The 15,814-nt window shown below is 74.2% G+C and carries 16 protein-coding genes and 1 pseudogene; 10 read left to right on the top strand and 7 right to left on the bottom strand.

Features of this window, described 5'->3' with window-relative positions; all coding sequences use genetic code 11:
* Positions 1-74: 74 nt before the first annotated feature.
* Complete coding sequence (locus tag ACFT41_RS00915; RefSeq protein ID WP_377584808.1) at positions 75-665, top strand: HAD family hydrolase; 591 nt, start codon at positions 75-77, stop codon at positions 663-665.
* Positions 666-941: 276 nt separating this feature from the next.
* On the opposite strand, the gene ACFT41_RS00910 is transcribed toward ACFT41_RS00915, so the two are convergent.
* Positions 942-1,232, bottom strand: coding sequence for a DUF3037 domain-containing protein (locus ACFT41_RS00910; RefSeq protein ID WP_377584805.1), 291 nt, complete (start codon positions 1,230-1,232; stop codon positions 942-944).
* Positions 1,233-1,312: 80 nt separating this feature from the next.
* Entirely contained in the window at positions 1,313-1,507 is a 195-nt protein-coding gene (locus ACFT41_RS00905; RefSeq protein WP_377584803.1) for a hypothetical protein, read from the bottom strand.
* Positions 1,508-1,643: 136 nt separating this feature from the next.
* Here ACFT41_RS00905 and ACFT41_RS00900 point away from each other — a divergent pair, with 136 nt between their 5' ends.
* Positions 1,644-2,390, top strand: a complete 747-nt coding sequence (locus ACFT41_RS00900; protein ID WP_377584800.1) for a YsnF/AvaK domain-containing protein — start codon at positions 1,644-1,646, stop codon at positions 2,388-2,390.
* Between the two features lie 166 nt (positions 2,391-2,556).
* Complete coding sequence (locus ACFT41_RS00895) at positions 2,557-3,741, top strand: winged helix DNA-binding domain-containing protein (protein ID WP_377584797.1); 1,185 nt, start codon at positions 2,557-2,559, stop codon at positions 3,739-3,741.
* Positions 3,742-3,942: 201 nt separating this feature from the next.
* On the opposite strand, the pseudogene ACFT41_RS00890 reads toward ACFT41_RS00895, so the two are convergent.
* The 3 genes and pseudogenes from ACFT41_RS00890 to ACFT41_RS00880 all read right to left on the bottom strand — a co-directional run.
* A pseudogene (locus tag ACFT41_RS00890) lies at positions 3,943-4,071 on the bottom strand (ATP-binding cassette domain-containing protein); the annotation flags it as partial.
* A 2-nt stretch (positions 4,072-4,073) separates the two neighbouring features.
* On the bottom strand, positions 4,074-4,175 hold the full coding sequence (locus tag ACFT41_RS00885) for a winged helix-turn-helix transcriptional regulator (protein ID WP_377584795.1): 102 nt from the start codon (positions 4,173-4,175) through the stop codon (positions 4,074-4,076).
* The gene (locus ACFT41_RS00880; protein WP_377584792.1) at positions 4,130-4,402 is read right to left on the bottom strand and encodes a winged helix-turn-helix transcriptional regulator; all 273 of its coding nucleotides are present in this window, start codon (positions 4,400-4,402) and stop codon (positions 4,130-4,132) included. Before ACFT41_RS00880 ends, ACFT41_RS00885 begins: the two co-directional genes overlap by 46 nt.
* A gap of 111 nt (positions 4,403-4,513) precedes the next feature.
* On the opposite strand from ACFT41_RS00880, the gene ACFT41_RS00875 reads away from it, so the two are divergent.
* From ACFT41_RS00875 to ACFT41_RS00860, 4 genes are all read left to right on the top strand, one after another.
* The gene (locus ACFT41_RS00875) at positions 4,514-4,924 is read left to right on the top strand and encodes a hypothetical protein (RefSeq protein ID WP_377584789.1); all 411 of its coding nucleotides are present in this window, start codon (positions 4,514-4,516) and stop codon (positions 4,922-4,924) included.
* Positions 4,917-5,552, top strand: coding sequence for a class I SAM-dependent methyltransferase (locus ACFT41_RS00870; protein ID WP_377584786.1), 636 nt, complete (start codon positions 4,917-4,919; stop codon positions 5,550-5,552). Before ACFT41_RS00875 ends, ACFT41_RS00870 begins: the two co-directional genes overlap by 8 nt.
* Positions 5,553-5,713: 161 nt before the next feature.
* Complete coding sequence (locus tag ACFT41_RS00865; protein ID WP_377584784.1) at positions 5,714-6,145, top strand: hypothetical protein; 432 nt, start codon at positions 5,714-5,716, stop codon at positions 6,143-6,145.
* A gap of 47 nt (positions 6,146-6,192) precedes the next feature.
* A complete protein-coding gene (locus ACFT41_RS00860; RefSeq protein WP_377584781.1) occupies positions 6,193-6,468 on the top strand; it encodes a hypothetical protein in 276 nt (91 codons plus the stop codon).
* 412 nt (positions 6,469-6,880) lie between these two features.
* Here the strand turns inward: ACFT41_RS00860 and ACFT41_RS00855 are convergent, their stop codons facing one another.
* Positions 6,881-7,591, bottom strand: a complete 711-nt coding sequence (locus ACFT41_RS00855) for an HAD family hydrolase (protein ID WP_377584779.1) — start codon at positions 7,589-7,591, stop codon at positions 6,881-6,883.
* Between the two features lie 62 nt (positions 7,592-7,653).
* Positions 7,654-10,392 carry a glucosidase gene (locus tag ACFT41_RS00850; protein WP_377584776.1) on the bottom strand — a complete coding sequence of 913 codons (2,739 nt, stop codon included), beginning with the start codon at positions 10,390-10,392 and terminating at the stop codon, positions 7,654-7,656.
* Between the two features lie 42 nt (positions 10,393-10,434).
* Here ACFT41_RS00850 and ACFT41_RS00845 point away from each other — a divergent pair, with 42 nt between their 5' ends.
* From ACFT41_RS00845 to ACFT41_RS00835, 3 genes are all read left to right on the top strand, one after another.
* Positions 10,435-12,378 (top strand): amylo-alpha-1,6-glucosidase, encoded by a 1,944-nt coding sequence (locus ACFT41_RS00845; RefSeq protein ID WP_377584773.1) that lies wholly within the window; start codon positions 10,435-10,437, stop codon positions 12,376-12,378.
* A gap of 162 nt (positions 12,379-12,540) precedes the next feature.
* Complete coding sequence (locus ACFT41_RS00840) at positions 12,541-13,872, top strand: glycosyltransferase family 4 protein (protein ID WP_377584770.1); 1,332 nt, start codon at positions 12,541-12,543, stop codon at positions 13,870-13,872.
* A gap of 79 nt (positions 13,873-13,951) precedes the next feature.
* Complete coding sequence (locus ACFT41_RS00835) at positions 13,952-15,781, top strand: protein kinase (protein ID WP_377584767.1); 1,830 nt, start codon at positions 13,952-13,954, stop codon at positions 15,779-15,781.
* Positions 15,782-15,814 lie beyond the last annotated feature (33 nt).

Here is a 15,814-nt window from a genome sequence, read left to right as displayed (position 1 = left end):
GTTGCCTGCGGTGTCAAACGTCGACCGGTGAACGTGGTGGCCAGCCCGGCTGTGCCGGGCGATAGCCTGGTGCGGTGATCCTGCCCCTGCCCGACGGCGAGTTCCGGGCGTACCTGTTCGACTGCGACGGCACGATCGTCGACTCGATGCCCCAGCACCACACGGCCTGGCGACGGGCCCTGCACGAGTGGGGCTGCGACCTGCCCGAGGACCTCTTCTACGCCTGGGCCGGCCGGCCGGTGGCCGACATCGTCACCGACCTCAACGCCCGGCACGGCCTGGCGATGCCGGTGGAGGCCGTCGCCGCCCGCCGGGAGGCGCTCTACCAGGAGCTCCTGCCGACGGCCACGGGCGTGCCCGGGGTGCTGCGGCACATCGACGACGCCCACGGGCGGGTGCCCTTCGCCGTGGTCTCGGGCAGCACCCACGAGTCCGTCACCGCGTCCCTCGGCGCGCTCGGCATCCTCGACCGGTTCGACACGCTGGTCTGCGCCGGCGACTACGCCCGGCCCAAGCCCGACCCGGAGGCGTTCCTGCTCGCCGCCCGGCTGCTCGGCGTGCCGCCGGCCGACTGCCTGGTCTTCGAGGACGCCGACCTGGGCATCCAGGCCGCCACCGCGGCCGGCATGGCCTCGGTGCGCGTCCCGCAGCCCCGGCGAGGCTGACCCGCCCGGGGCAGCTCGCTCAAGATTTGCGCAAGTTCCACGGCCGGTCGGCCCCGGCCGGGTCGCCGAGCGCCATCCTGGTCGCACCGGCGCCGGCTGCTCGTGCCGCCGCCGGTGCGCCGGTCGGCCTGAACGGGGGATCGCGCTCCGTCGGCGACGAGGCCGACGTAGCGCGATCAGGTGCCGGCGCGATCAGGTGCCGGATGCGGTGGGGCCGGCGTGCTCAGCAGACCAGGGCGTCCAGCAGCCGATCGAGCTCCGCCGCCGGGTCGGCCGTCAACCCGGTGTTGCACCGGCCCGGTCTGGATCATCGTGCTGCGCGGGGCCGCCGGCCAGCAGAATCGCTCGCCCCGCCGCATCCGCCCCGACGGGCCCTCCCCGACGCACGTCCGGTCCCCGGGCACCCAGCGCCGCCGCGACCTCGGCCGGGTCCACGTCCGGCGCGAGCGCCCGAGCCCGGTCGGCGTCGAGATGGGTACGCGCCGCGAGGAAGTCCCGGCCCTGGCAGTAGAGGATGACCCCGACACTGATCCGTTCGCCGCGCTCGGCCCGGTACGCCCGGTGCACGGCCGCCTCGGCGCGCGGCCGGTCGTGGTGGAAGTAGAGGCAGGCGCCGTGGTCGATCAGCCACAGCTCGCGGTGCCAGATCAGCAGGTTGGGGTTGCGCCGGCTGCGGTCGACGTTCTCGGTGAGCGCTCGGCGACCAGCGTCTTCGGCCCCTGCCCCGCGCCCCGGAACGTCGCCACGTACGTGCCGAGGTCGTCGGAATCGACCACACCGGGCAGCGAGCCGCCCTCGCGCAGCGGGGTGACGTACCGGATTCCGGTGACCTGACGGAGCACGAGGCCCACCCTAGCCGGAGCCTCTCCGCCGCCCGCGCGGACCGCCGGCGCTGCTCCTATTCACGACCGGGTCCCGGAATGCTCCCGGAGCCGCTCGGGTAGCCACGTCGTGACCCACGAGAGGAAGGACGAGCCAATGCGACTGACCGAGCAGCAGATCCGTTCGTTGTACGGGCAGGACGTCCAGGACCGCTCGAGCGCGAAGATCGGCAGCGTGGGCCAGGTGTGGGCCGACGCCGCCGGCGAGCCGACCTGGGTCAGCGTCGCCACCGGCGTGATGGGCCACCACGAGTCGATGGCCCCGCTCCAGTCGGCCCGGATGCAGCAGGACAAGCTGAGCCTGCCGTACGACAAGGCGACCGTGCGCGGTGCGCCCAGCGTGGAGACGGGCACCGACGAGCCGCTGGACGCCCGGCAGCTCGCCCAGCTCTACGCGCACTACCAGCTCCAGCAGCCCACCGCGCAGGCCCCGCAGCAGGGTCCGCCGCGCCAGCACACCGCCGGCTACCCGCGAGGGCCGGAGCTGACCCGCTCCGAGGAGCGGCTGCTGGTGGGCACCGAGAGCGAGCCCGCCGGAACCGCCCGGCTGCGCAAGCACGTCGTCGACGAGGACGTGCACACCACCGTCCCCGTCGAGCACGACGAGGTGCGCGTCGAGCGCGAGCCGATCGCGCCGGGCGACCGGCGGGCGCGGGCCGAGATCGGCGACGAGCAGCAGGAGCTGCGGCTGCGCGCCGAGCACCCCGTGGTCAGCAAGGAACAGGTCCCGGTCGAGCGGGTCCGGCTGACCAGGGACGAGGTCGTCGAGGACCAGCCCGTCGACGAGCGGCTGCGCCGCGAGCGGGTGGAGGCGGACGTCCCGCAGTCCGCCCGCCGCCGCTGACGCGACGCCCGGCGGTGCCGCGCACCACCGGACGGCACGACCCCGGGCGGGTGGATCCCTGGTGATCCGCCCGCCCGGGCGCCTGTCCGGCGGCTGTCGGTGCCCCGGCGGCTGTCGGTGCCCGGTCCTATGCTGGGGCGCCGAGACGGAGGGTAGGGCTGACGACGTGGCGACGAGCGGCGCGAGGAAACCGGCGGGCGGCGCGAGCAAGCAGGCGGGCGCGGCGGAGCTGACCGGCCGGGCGGCGCTGACCGGCGCGGAGGCGCTCGCGCTGCGGATGACCGCCCTGCTGCTGCGTCCCCACCCCACGGCCCGCCCGAAGGGCGTGGCCGGGGTCGTCGAGTGGTTCGGCGCGATGCAGGCGCAGGACGCGGCGAGCGGCCTGTGGTCGCTCGGGCTGCGGCTGCCCGGCTGGAGGCAGGCCGACGTGCAGGAGGCCCTGGAGCGGCGGGAGGCGCTGCGCACCTGGCCGATGCGGGGCACCGTACACCTCGTGCCGTCCCGCGACGCCCGCTGGATGCTGGACGTCACCGGCGTGCGCACCCTGGCCGCTGCCGGGCCCCGCCGGGCGGTCCTCGGGCTCAGCCTGGCCGAGGCCGACCGGGCCGCCGACGTGCTCGGCGAGGCGCTTGCCGGCGGAGCGCGGCTGACCCGGTCGCGGTGCCAGGCCACCCTTGACGCGGCCGGCATCGACACCGCCGGCCAGCGCGGCTACCACCTGCTGTGGTACGCGGCCCAGAAGGGCGTCACCTGCATCGCCCCGCACGTCGGCACGGAGCAGACGTTCGCGCTGCTCGACGAGTGGGTGCCCGACCCGCACCGCCCCGACCGCGACGAGGCCCTCGGCATCCTGGCGCTGCGCTACTTCCGCAGCCACGGCCCCACCACCCGGCAGGACTTCGCGGGCTGGACGGGCCTGACCGCCACCGACGCGAAGCGGGGCATCGCCGCCGCCGGTGACGCGCTCACCACGGTGACCGTCGACGGGGTGGAGGCGGTGGTCGACCCGGCCCTCCTCGACGCGCCCCGCGCCACGGTCGACGACGTGCACACCCTGCCCGGCTTCGACGAATACCTGCTGGGGTTCAAGGACCGGTCGCTGATGGTCGCCCCGGAGCACAAGCAGGCGATCATCCCCGGCGGCAACGGGGTGTTCCAGTCGACGGTGGTGCACGACGGGCGGGTCGCCGGCACCTGGAAGCGCACGCTGGGCAGGACGCGGGTGAAGGTGGCGGTGCGCCCGCTGGTCGACCTCGACGCCGCCATCCGGGCGCGGGTGGATGGGGCCCTGGAGGCGTACGCGGCGTTCGTGGGGCTACCGCTGACGGTGGAGTGGGCGGCGAACGCCTGAGGCCCCAGCGCCCGCCCCACCCACCCACCCCGGCCTCGGCCCGCCCCGGCCTGCCCCGCCTCGGCTCGGCTCGGTGATCAAGAGATTTGTGTCATCGGGGAGATCAACTCTGACGTTTTCCTCTTGATCACCGAGACGCGGGACCGGCACCCTTCGCCACCCCGCCCGTGAGGAGGCCCCTCGGCCCGGGCCTCCTCACGGCCGCATCTGCACCCGCAGCTTCGCGTCGAGGTTGGACAGCGGCTCGTCCACCAGAAACGCCTTGGGCTGGCGGACGATCGCCCGCCCCATCGCCACCCGCTGCCGCTGGCCGCCGGAGAGGTTGGCCGGGGTCATGGTCCGGTCGCCTGGCCGGCAAGGGTGCTCCCCCACGTGGCGAGCGCATCGATCACCGGGCGCAACTGCTGCCCGGCCGGGGTGAGCGTGTACTCCACGCGAGGCGGGATCTCCGCATGGATGGTACGAGTGACCAGGCCGCCTCTTCCAGTGCGCGCAGCCGGTCGGTGAGCGTCTTGGGGCTGATCCCGACCAGCGACGCGCGCAGCTCGGTGAAACGGCGTGTCCCGCCGAGCAGGTCCCGCACGACGAGCACGGTCCACTTGCCGTCCAGGACCCGCACCGCAGCCGCGACGGGGCAGGTCTGATCGACACACTCACTCATGGGAGCCAACCTGGAAGACACCGCACGTTCCCTGCTCTCCGCCAATGGTTCAGATCCGGATACTACTTCACTGTTTGACAACCGATTCCGGCCCGCGCCTACCCTCCCGCCATGGACACCAACGGAAATCACCGAGGGCCGCGGTGGACCCTCATGGCCATCGGCACCACGCAGGCACTGCTCGGGGCGACGTTCCTCGTCGCGCCGAGCGCGTCGGCCGGGCTGATGGGCCTGCAACCGGCGGCACCGGCATGGGCGAACTGGCTGCTGACCATGATGGCGGCCAGGTTTCTCGGCTACGCCGTCGGCATGTTCGCCGCCGCCCGCGCACCGCAGGAGAGCCTCGCGTGGATCAACACGATGATCGCGATCCAAGTGATCGACTGGGTGGCCACGATCGGCTACCTGGCGGCCGGGCAGTTGAGCCTGCGGCACGTCACCACGGCCGCGTTCCTGCCCGTGGTGTTCGTGGCGGCCCTGGCATGGTGGCACCCGCGCCGGGCAGTCGGCCGACGTGCGTAACACCTACCGGTTCCTGTACCGGCTGCGCCTCACCCCGTGGGAGAACAGCCGACCCCCGCAACAGCTGATCGCGCTGGCGCGGGTCGAACCGCCGCGTATCGCCGTCGATCTCGGCTGCGGCACCGGCACCCAGGCCCGATACCTCGCCGGACTCGGCTGGAAGGTCACCGCCGTCGACTACCTGCCCGAAGCCATCGCCGGAGCACGGCGGCGCGACCCAACCTGCCAGGTCACCTGGCGGACCGCCGACGTCGCCGCCCCCGAACAGGTCGACCCCGACGGCAGCCTGGCCGGGACGGTGAACCTCCTGCTGGACAACGGCTGCATGCACGGTCTTTCCCCGCAGTCGCGGCAGCGGTGGGCCGGTACGGTGACCCGGTTGGCCGCCGCCGACGCGTGCCTTCTGCTCCGCGCCGCAGCGCCGGGCCGTCGGCTGGTCGGCCCGCGTGGCGCGGCGCGGACAGAACTGCTCCGCCTGCTGGGCCCCCACTGGCAGTCGCCGGCCGCGCTCGGCAACGGCTGGCACCTGTTCCGGCGCGGCCAGGGGCGGCGAGTGGAGCGCATGCCCGCCTTTGGACAGCCCGACACGGCCGTGCAGCGACTACCGGGTGTCGGTCGGTTCGACTAGCGTTTACCGGAAGTTCCCCCGACTCAGCTGCCAGCGCGTCGCCGTCGAAGTCGATACGCCTCCGGCCGATCCCTGCCTGCCCGAACGGTGGGTAATCGAGCGAACCCCCCGCTGCCGGTCCACCGGTTGGGCAGGATCGTTGACGACGAGGAGGTGCCGTCGTGCAGGACACCCGCGCTCTCGCCCTGACGTTCGAGGTGAGCGGCCTGCCCCCGGTGAAGACCGAAGCCCTGTCCATCTTCGCCGCTGGCCACCGGCAGGCGACGAGGGTCCGGGCCCTGCTCCTGGCAGCCTGCTCGGCGGCCCAGCGCACCGGCTGGACCCCGCTGGGCGGGCCGGTGGAGGTGGAGGTGACCCTGCGCTGTCCGCCGGGGCACCGCACCTCCGACGCCAGCACCCTGCTCGGCGGAGTCTGCGCGGTGCTGCAGGACAAGAAGAGGGTCGCCACCATCGGCCTGACCCACCTCGGGGTCCTCGCCGACGTCGCCCTCTACATCGACGACCGGCAGATCCGCCGGCTGTCCTACCTGGAGGAACCGGCGGAGGAGTTCTCCTACCGGGTGCGGGTGGCCGCCGTGCCGGCCGTGGTTTGACCGACGTCCGCGGCGGGGTACCGCGGACGCCGACGAAGGGAGCGCCGATGTCGGAGCCACATGTCACGCTCGACCCGAGCGGGCTCGACCCCGTGCAGCGCAAGCTGCGGGGCCCGCTGGAGGACCAGCTGACCTCGGCCCTCCAGGCGGCCACGGTGCGGGTCCGGTCGAGCTACGCGGGCGAACCGGTCGAGCAGGTCTGCCAGCGGCTGCTGGACGAGACGCGGTCCGGGCTGCACCCGGACATCGCGGCCGGCTTCCAGCCGGACATGGACGAGTTCTGCCGGGTGGCGGTGGCCATCGTCCGGGGCGAGGTCTCCTGACCGGCGCTCGCCGTACCGCGAACATGCCGGCACGGGTCAGGACCGGGTCCGCAACTCCCCGGTCCTGACCCGCCAGCCGTCCGGTGTGACAGCGGATCGCCGCCGGTGGGCGCGCGGACGGGAAAAGCCGCCCACGCCGGGCCCACCGGCGGCGATGCGGCCCGCCTGCACTCAGCTCCACGGTGCGCCACCGCCGGACTTCGGCGCGTTCCCGACCCACCCCGAGGAGCCGCGAACGCCGGGTCAGGTTAGGCAGCGCGGCGCGGGCGGAACAAGCCGCCCCGGCCGCCCACGGCGGCGAATGGCGACAGGGCCGAAATCGGGCAGGCGGGCGTAACACGGGCCGCCGCACCGACGCTGTTCCCGATCGGGAGCGGGTGCGTCCGGCGGGCCCGCCAAGCGGACGGGTACGTCAGAAGTGGCGGAGCAGGTCTCCGAACGCGGCCAGCCGCAGCACGCCCTCGTCGGTCGGGTCGAGGTCGTCGTGCTCCAGCACCCAGGTGTTCTCGTTCGGGATGAACACCGCCCACATGCCGGCGGCCCGCGCCGGCAGGATGTCCGACTTCGGGGAGTTGCCGATCATCCAGGCGGCACCCGGGTCGAAGCCGTGTTCCCCGGTGAGCCACCGGTAGGTGTCGACGTTCTTCTCCCGCACGACGTGCGCGGCGTGGAAGTGGTGCAGCAGCCCGGAGGCGTCGAGCTTGCGCTGCTGCTCCTCCCGGTCGCCCTTGGTGAGCAGCAGCAGCCGGTGCCGCTCGGCCAGCGCGTCGAGCGTCGCGGCCACCCCGGGCATCAACTCGACCTGGTGGTTGACCAGCGCCTCGGCCAGGGCCTCGATCTCCCGGCGCTCCGCGGCGGAGGCGGGCCGCTCGCGCAGCCGCTCCAGGCAGTCGCCCAGGCTGCGCAGAAAGACCTTGCTGCCGTAGCCGTGGGCGACCGCGTTGGCCCGCTCGATGTCGTCGAGGATGGCCCGGATCTGCGCCCGGTCCAGCGTCGGATGGTCCAGCCAGGCGAGGAAGTCGTCGATGACCCGTTCGAAGACGACGTTGTTCTCCCACAGCGTGTCGTCGGCGTCGAAGACCAGCACCTGCGCGTCCCGCCGGCCCGGCGTGCCCTGCTGCATGCCTCTCCCTCCCGTGTGGCTCGGGACACCGTACTGCGGGCGGCGCGGGCGGGCACGCCGATTCACCCCGGGCCCGCGCCCCGGCGCAGGGTGAGGATCAGGTCCGCGACCAGGGCCGTCCAGCCCGTCTGGTGCCATGCGCCGAGCCCCGCGCCGTTGTCGCCGTGGAAGTACTCCGGGAAGCTGATCAGGTCCCGCCAGTCGGGGTGGGTCTGGAAGAGCTGGGCGGCGCCGTAGATGGGCCGCCGTCCCCAGTCGTCCCGGGTGAACAGCGAGATCAGCCGGGTGGAGAGGTCGTCGGCGATCTCGTCGAGGGTGCGCTTCACCCCGGAGCGGGTCGGATACTCGACCTGTAGGTCGTCGCCGAAGAACGCCGCGTAGTCGCGCAGCGCGCTGATCAGCAGGAAGTTGGTCGGCATCCAGATCGGCCCGCGCCAGTTGGAGTTGCCGCCGAACAGGCCGCTGGTCGACTCGGCCGGCTCGTAGCCGACGCTGAACTCCTGGCCGCCGAGGGTGACGGCGAACGGCTTGTCCAGGTGGGCACGGCTGAGCGTGCGCAGGCCGTACTCGGAGAGGAACTCGTCGGTGTCGAGCATCCGGGCCAGCAGCCGGACCACCTTCTCCGGGCCGACCATGGTCAGCAGCCGCTGCTGGCGGCCGTCCGGGCCGATGCGGCGGGCGCCGATCACGTCGGCGTACTCGGGGCGGTGGGTGAGGAACCAGCGCAGCCGGGCCCCCAGCTCGGGCAGCCGGCGCAGCGTACGCGCGGTGAGCCGGGTGGTGGCCGCCAGCGGCAGCAGCCCCACCACCGAACGGACCTTCAGCGGCACCTGGCTGCCGTCGGCCAGCCGCAGCACGTCGTAGAAGAACGCGTCCTCGTCGTCCCAGAGCCCCTGGTCGTACGCGGCGGCGGCGATGTAGGCGAAGTGCTCGAAGAACTTGGTGGCGGTGTCGACCCAGGTCCGGTCCTGCTCGGCGAGCACGATGGCGATGTCGAGCAGGTTGAGCGCGTACATGGCCATCCAGCCGGTGCCGTCGGACTGCTCCAGCGTCCCGGCCACCGGCAGCGCCGCCGAGCGGTCGAACGGGCCGACGTTGTCCAGCCCGAGGAAGCCGCCCTCGAAGACGTTGTTGCCGCCGGTGTCCTTGCGGTTGACCCACCAGGTGAAGTTGAGCAGCAGCTTGTGCATGACCCGGGCCAGGAACTCGTGGTCGCGGGAGCCGTCGATCTCGAAGACCCTCAGCGCGGCCCAGGCGTGCACGGGCGGGTTCACGTCGCCGAACGCCCACTCGTACGCCGGGATCTGCCCGTTGGGGTGCAGGTACCACTCGCGCAGCAGGAGCAGCACCTGCGACTTGGCGAAGCCCGGGTCGACGCGGGCGATGCTGACGCAGTGGAAGGCCAGGTCCCAGGCCGCGTACCAGGGATATTCCCACGGGTCGGGCATGGAGATCACGTCGAAGCTGGTCATGTGCCACCAGTGGCTGTTGCGCCCGTGCCGGCGGCCGACCGGCGGCGTGGAGCCGGGGTCGCCCTCCAGCCACCGCTTCACGTCGAAGTGGTAGAACTGCTTGCCCCACATCAGCCCGGCGATGGCCTGCCGGGCGACGAGGGCCTCGTCGGCGGTGGCGGCGGCCGGGATGACACCGTCGAAGAACCGGTTCGCCTCGGCCCGCCGCGCCCACACCACCGTGTCGAAGCCGGCGGCCAGGTCGGCGGCCGGCGGCGTCGTCCCGCCGGGTGGCGGCGCGGTGCGGGTCAGCCGCAGCCGGATCTGCCGGTGCCCGCCGGCCGGCACGTCGAGCACGTAGTGCAGCGCCCCCTTGGTCCCCTCCCGGTCGGGGTTGACGGTGGCCGCGCCGTTCACCACGTGGTCGTTGATCCCGTCCTTCGGGTACGGCGAGCGGCTGGGCAGCCCCCAGAGCCGCTCGGCGTTGGTGTCGTTGTCGCAGAGCAGCGGCACCGGGTCGCCGTCGCCCTCCAGCAGGATCTGGCCGAGCACCCAGTGCTCGCCGACGAGCCGGGCGCCGACGCCAGCTCCGGCGGCGGAACCGACCAGCCGGGGCACCCGGTCCCCGCCGGGCAGGCCCCACGCCCACGTGTTGCGGAACCACAGCGACGGCAGCACGTGCAGCCGCTCGTCGGTGTCGCCCCGGTTGGCGACGGTCACCACGACGCACATGTCCGTCGGGGACGCCTTGGCGTAGTCGACGGTGACCGCCCAGTACCGGTCGTCGTCGAAGATCCCCGTGTCGACCAGCTCGTACTCGGTGTCGTCGCGGCCGCGCAGCGCGTTGACGGCGACCAACTCGTCGTACGGGAAGGCGGCCTGCGGATAGTGGTAGCGCCAGCGCATCCAGGAGTGGGTGGGCGTGGAGTCCAGGTACCACCAGTATTCCTTGGCGTCCTCGCCGTGGTTGCCGCCGTCGCCGCCGAGGCCGAACATCCGCTCCTTGAGGATCGGGTCGCGGCCGTTCCACAGGGCGAGGGCGAAGCAGAACGTCTGCCGGTCGTCGCAGACGCCCGCCATGCCGTCCTCGCTCCACCGGTAGGCTCTGGACCGCGCGTGGTCGTGGGGGAAGTAGTCCCACGCCGTGCCGTGCTCGCTGTAGTCCTCCCGTACCGTCCCCCACGCCCGCTCGGACAGATAGGGACCCCATGCGCGCCAGTCCTGCTCCCCCGAGTCGGCCTGGGCGAGCCGGAGCCGTTCGGCGTCGGATGCGGGCGTGGAGGAGGAGGGCACGTCGGTGATCACGTGCCTATCTTCGGTGCCGCCGGGGTACATCACCACAGCGGCCATTCTCGTCGTGGCGTGTTACACCTCGCCGCTGCTGGAGGAAAGTTGATCGACATTCGTTTCGGTCCGCAGGTGTGCGGGGAGCTGACGGGCGGGGCCACCAGGGAGTGGCTGGTGCCGGACGGCCTGGGTGGGTACGCCATGGGCACCGTGAGCGGGCTGCGCACGCGCCGCTACCACGGGTTGCTGGTGGTCGCCGGCCAGACCCCGGCGTCCCGCAACATGGGACTGGTCAGTCTCGATCCGGCGGTCACCCTCCCCTCCGGGGCGCGGCTGCGCCTCGGCGCGCACGAGTGGTCCTCCGGCGACGTCGACCCGCGCGGCTTCGAGCTGCTGGAGCGCTTCGACCTGACCGACGGGCTGCCGCGCTGGCGGTGGCGCATCGGCGACGTGGTGATCGAGCGCGAGCTGGCCATGGCGTACGGGCGCCCGTGCGTGGCCGTGGTGCACCGGCTCGTCTCCGGCGGCCCGGTCCGGCTCGACCTGTCGGCGGCCTGCACCTGGCGCGACGCGCACGGCGAGCGGCGCGCCGACGGTCCCGCGCCCCGGGTCGAGCCGGTGGACGGCGGCGCGGTGGTGGAGGGCGGGTTCCGCCTCGCCGGGCCGGACTGGACCCCCGAGGGGCAGTGGTGGATCGGGGTCCACCACCGCGAGGAGGCGGCCCGGGGCCTGCACCCGGACGACGACGTCTGGCACGCCGGGCGGTTCTCCGGCGCGCTGGAGCGCCCCGGCGACACGGTGTCGGTGCTGGCCTGGGCGGGTGACCTGGCCGCCGCGCCGCCCCCGGCGGAGGAGATCGTCGCGGCAGCCCGGCGGCGCAACCGGCAGGTGGTGGCGCGGGCCACGCCGGCGGACGCGGTGGAGGCCACCCTCGCGCTGGCCGCCGACGCGTTCGTCGTGCGCACCGCCGCCGGCCCGGACGTGGTCGCCGGCTACCCGTGGTTCGGCGCGTGGTCGCGGGACACCATGACCTCGTACGAGGGGCTGTTCCTCTGCGCGAACCGGGCCGACGAGGGCCGGGAGCTGCTGCGGGCGTACGCGGCGACGCTGTCGGAGGGGATGCTCGCCAACACGGCCGACACGGGGCGGGTGGAGTACAACACGGTCGACGCGGCGCTGTGGTTCCTGCACGCGGTGAGCCGGCACGTCACCGTCACCGGGGACACCGACCTCGGCGACGAGCTGCTGCCGGCGCTGCGCGGGATCGTCGACGCGTACCTGGCCGGCACCCGGTACGGCATCGCCGTCGACCCGGCCGACGGCCTGGTCACCCAGGGCGGCACCCCGGGCACGGCGCTGACCTGGATGGACGCCCGGGTGTACGGGGTGCCGGTCACCCCGCGCACGGGCAAGCCGGTGGAGGTCAACGCGCTGTGGGTCAACGGGCTCGCGGGGCTGGCCGAGCTGACCGAGCTGGCCGGGGGCGACGCCGCCGACCTGTGGCGGCTGCACGCCCGGGCCACCGCGTCGTTCGCCGCGCGGTTCCCGTCCCCGGTCGGCTGGCTGCACGACGTGGTGGACGCGCCCGCGCCGGCGTACCCGCTGGGCGGCACCCCGTTCCACGACGACGACCTGCTGCGCCCCAACCAGCTGCTGGCCTGGTCGCTGCCGTACGCGCCGCTGGAGCCGGACGAGCCGACCCTGCGCCGGGTCGCCGCCGGGCTGCTCACCCCGCTGGGCCCGCGCAGCCTCGCCCCCGACCAGCCCGGCTACGTCGGCCGGCACCAGGGCGGGCCGGCCGAGCGGGACGGCGCCTACCACCAGGGCACGGTGTGGCCGTGGCTGCTCGGGCCGTACGTCGACGCGGCCCGCCGGGCGAAGCTGCCGGTGGACGACCTGTTCGTCGGCGTGGCGGCCCACCTCACCGAGCACGGGCTGGGGTCGGTCAGCGAGACGGCCGACGGGGCGGCCCCGCACGACGCGACGGGCTGCCCGTTCCAGGCGTGGTCGGTGGCGGAGGTGCTGCGCGCCCGCCGGGTCCGCCGGTAGCGCCTTCGGGTCCGCCGGTAGCGCTTTACATCCCGGCAACGGTGACGTCTCCGCTGGTTATCCGGCCGGGGGCAGGATGGGCCCCGATCCAGGGCGCGTCGGCGGCATCCGGTCTGCGGGTGCGGCCGGCGCGCGCGCCGGAGACAACTCCAAGGGGGCCGCATGTCACCTGACGCCGAAGTGATCGACATCAACCCCGCCCGGCACCAGCGGGTGCTCATCCTCTCCTGGGAGTATCCGCCGGTGCTCGTCGGCGGCCTCGGCCGCCACGTACACGCCCTCTCCGTCGCCCTCGCCGCCGCCGGCCACGAGGTCACCGTCGTCACCCGCCACACCGAGGGCGCACCCCTGGAGGAGTACGCCGACGGCGTCCGCATCCTGCGCGCCGCCGAGGACCCCGTCACCTTCCCCCTGTCCACCGGCAGCCTCCTCGCCTGGACCATGGCCTTCAACCACACCCTCACCCGCGCCGCCCTACGCGCCACCGAATCCGGCACCTACGACGTCATCCACGCCCACGACTGGCTCGTCGCGCACACCGCGATCACCCTCGCCGAGCACCTGGACCTGCCGCTGGTGACCACGATCCACGCCACGGAGGCTGGGCGGCACCAGGGCTGGCTGCCAGAGGAGATGAACCGCACCATCCACGGCGTCGAGCACTGGATCAGCGCCGAGTCGACCCGGGTGATCGCCTGCTCCGGGTACATGCGCGACCAGATCAGCCGACTGTTCGAGGTGCCGGCCGCCCGGGTGGACGTGGTGGCCAACGGGGTGGACGACCGGGTCTGGCGGGCCCGCCCCCGGGCGGTCGCCTCGGCGCGGGCCCGGTTCGCCGGCGACGGCCCCCTGGTCGGGTACGCGGGCCGGCTGGTCTACGAGAAGGGCGTGCAGCACCTGATGCACGCCGTGCCGTACCTGCGCGAGCGGCACCCGGGGCTGCGGGTGGTGATCGCCGGCGACGGCCCGTACCGGCAGGAGCTGGTGGACCAGGCGCACCGGCTGCACCTGGGCGACACGGTGCGCTTCGCCGGCTTCCTGGACTCCACCCAGCTCCCGGCCATGCTGGCCGCCACCGACGCCACCGTCGTGCCGAGCCTCTACGAGCCGTTCGGCATGGTCGCCCTGGAGGCCGCCGCGGCCGGCGCGCCCCTGGCGGTCGCCTCGACGGGCGGGCTCGCCGAGATCGTCGAGCCCGGGGTCACCGGAGTGACGTTCCCGCACAGCGACCCGGACGCGCTGGCAGGGGCGGTGGACCTGCTCATCGGCGACGAGGTCTTCGCCCGCCGGGTGGCCCGCCGGGCCCGGACGATGGTCAGCGAGCGGTACGGCTGGGCGACCATCGCCGCCCACACCGCGAGCAGCTACGCGACGGCCCGCCGCGAGCACGGCTCGTTCCAGGCCCGCCGGGCCGCGAGCCGGCTGGGCGCGGGGCGGCCCCGGATCGCCATCCCGGAGGGGAACCTGCTGGCGGCCGGGCACGCGGCCTGCTGACGGGTTACCGACCTGTCGTCTGATTGGTCCCTGCCGATCCGCTGGCTATGGTGTACGTCCGCCAGCGGTGAGGAGAGCGGTGCAGCAGGTAGTGATCGGCGGCCGGTACCGCCTGCTCGACCTCGTGGGTCGCGGCGGCATGGGCCGGGTGTGGCGTGCCAGGGACGAGATGCTGCACCGCGACGTCGCGGTCAAGCAGGTCGTCCCGCCGGCCGTGCTGGCCGGCGACGAGCTCGACGAGCTGCGCCTGCGTACGCTGCGGGAGGCGCGCACGACGGCGCGGCTCAACCACCCCAACGTGGTCCGGGTCTACGACGTGGTGCCGGTCGACGACGACCCATGGTTGATCATGGAGTACGTGCCGTCCCGGTCGTTGCAGAACATCCTGGACACGTCCGGGCCGCTGCCGCCGCGGCGGGCCGCCGCGATCGGGCTGGCGCTGCTGGCCGCGCTGCGCGCCGCGCACCACGCCGGCGTGCTGCACCGCGACGTCAAGCCCGCCAACGTGCTCGTCGCCCACGACGGGCGGGTGATGCTCACCGACTTCGGGCTCGCGGTCTTCGACGGCGGGGACGGGGTGACGACCCGGCCGGGGCTGGTGCTCGGCTCCCCGCAGTTCGTCGCCCCGGAGCGGGCCGCCGAGGGGATCTCCAGCGTGGAGGCCGACCTGTGGTCGCTCGGCGCGACCCTGCACGCGGCGGTCGAGGGCAGGTCCCCGTACGCCCGCAGCACCGCGATGGCGACGCTGAGCGCCCTGGCCACCCGGCCGCCGGACCCGGCGCCGCACGCCGGGCCGCTGCGGCCGGTCCTGGCGGGCCTGCTGCGCCGGGACCCGCGGCACCGGATCGACCACGACGAGACGCAGCGCCGCCTGGCCAGGGCCGCCGCCCCGGGCGCCGACCCCTCGCCCGTCACGGTCGCCTCGCCGGCCACGGTGGTTCCGCCGGACGCGATCGGGCCGGCGGGCCCGGCCGGGCCCGCCGACGCGGACCGGCTGGTCGTGCCGGGCTGGACGGCCGGGCCGCCGGGCCGGGACGGGCCGACGCGAAAAAGGCCGGCACGAAAGGAGCCGACACCGGCAGGAGCCCCGAACGCCGCCGTCCCGGACCCCACGGTGCTGGCCGACCCTCCGGGCGCCATCATGCTGGCCGGGCCGGCGGACGCCATCGTGTCGGCCGGGCTGCCGGACGCCGGCATGTCGGCCAGGCGGCGCTTGCCGCTGGTCGTGGCGGCGGTGGCGGTCGTGCTGGTGGCCGCGCACATCGTCGCGTTCGTGCTGTTCAGCCCCCACACCGGCCGCCAGGTGGCACCCCCGGCCACGGCGGAGGCAGCGCCGAGCCCTTCGGCGGACGGACCGATGGTGCCGCCGCTGCGCGCGGGTGTCGCACCCCCGCCCTTTCCCTGCCTGCGGCCCTACCCGTTCGGCGAACCGCCCCCGACGGTCCCGCCGGCCCCGAACGAACCGCTGCGCCCTCCGCCGGGCTGGTCCTGGTATGCCGACCCGGCCGGGTTCCGGCTCGCCGTGCCACCCGGCTGGCGGCAGTACCGGGACGGCACCGCCGTCTGCTTCCAGGACCTGTCCGCCCGGCGGATTCTCACCGTCTCCCCGACGGGCGACCCCGACGCCGCCCCGCTGGGGCAGCTGCGTGCCAACGAGCGCCGGGCGAGGGCTGCGGGCGCACTCCCCCGGTACGCGAAGATCCGGCTGGCGGAGGTGGCCGACCGCGGGGCGGAGTGGGAGTGCACCTGGGACGCGCCGATGGGGGCGCGACTGCACGGGCTACAGCTGATCCCGGCCGGCACCCGCTCGTGGTCGCTGGCCTGGAGCGGCCCCGATGTGGAATGGGACGCCGGCGCGACCGAGCGGGAGACGATGCGGTCCAGCTTCCGGGCCGGCGGCGCGGCCTGAGCCGACCCGGACGGTCGAGGCGGTGCCCGCCAC

The organism is Micromonospora sp. NPDC057141, assembly GCF_042670805.1.
Classification (GTDB): domain Bacteria; phylum Actinomycetota; class Actinomycetes; order Mycobacteriales; family Micromonosporaceae; genus Micromonospora.
This window is presented reverse-complemented; position numbering and strand designations above follow the sequence as displayed.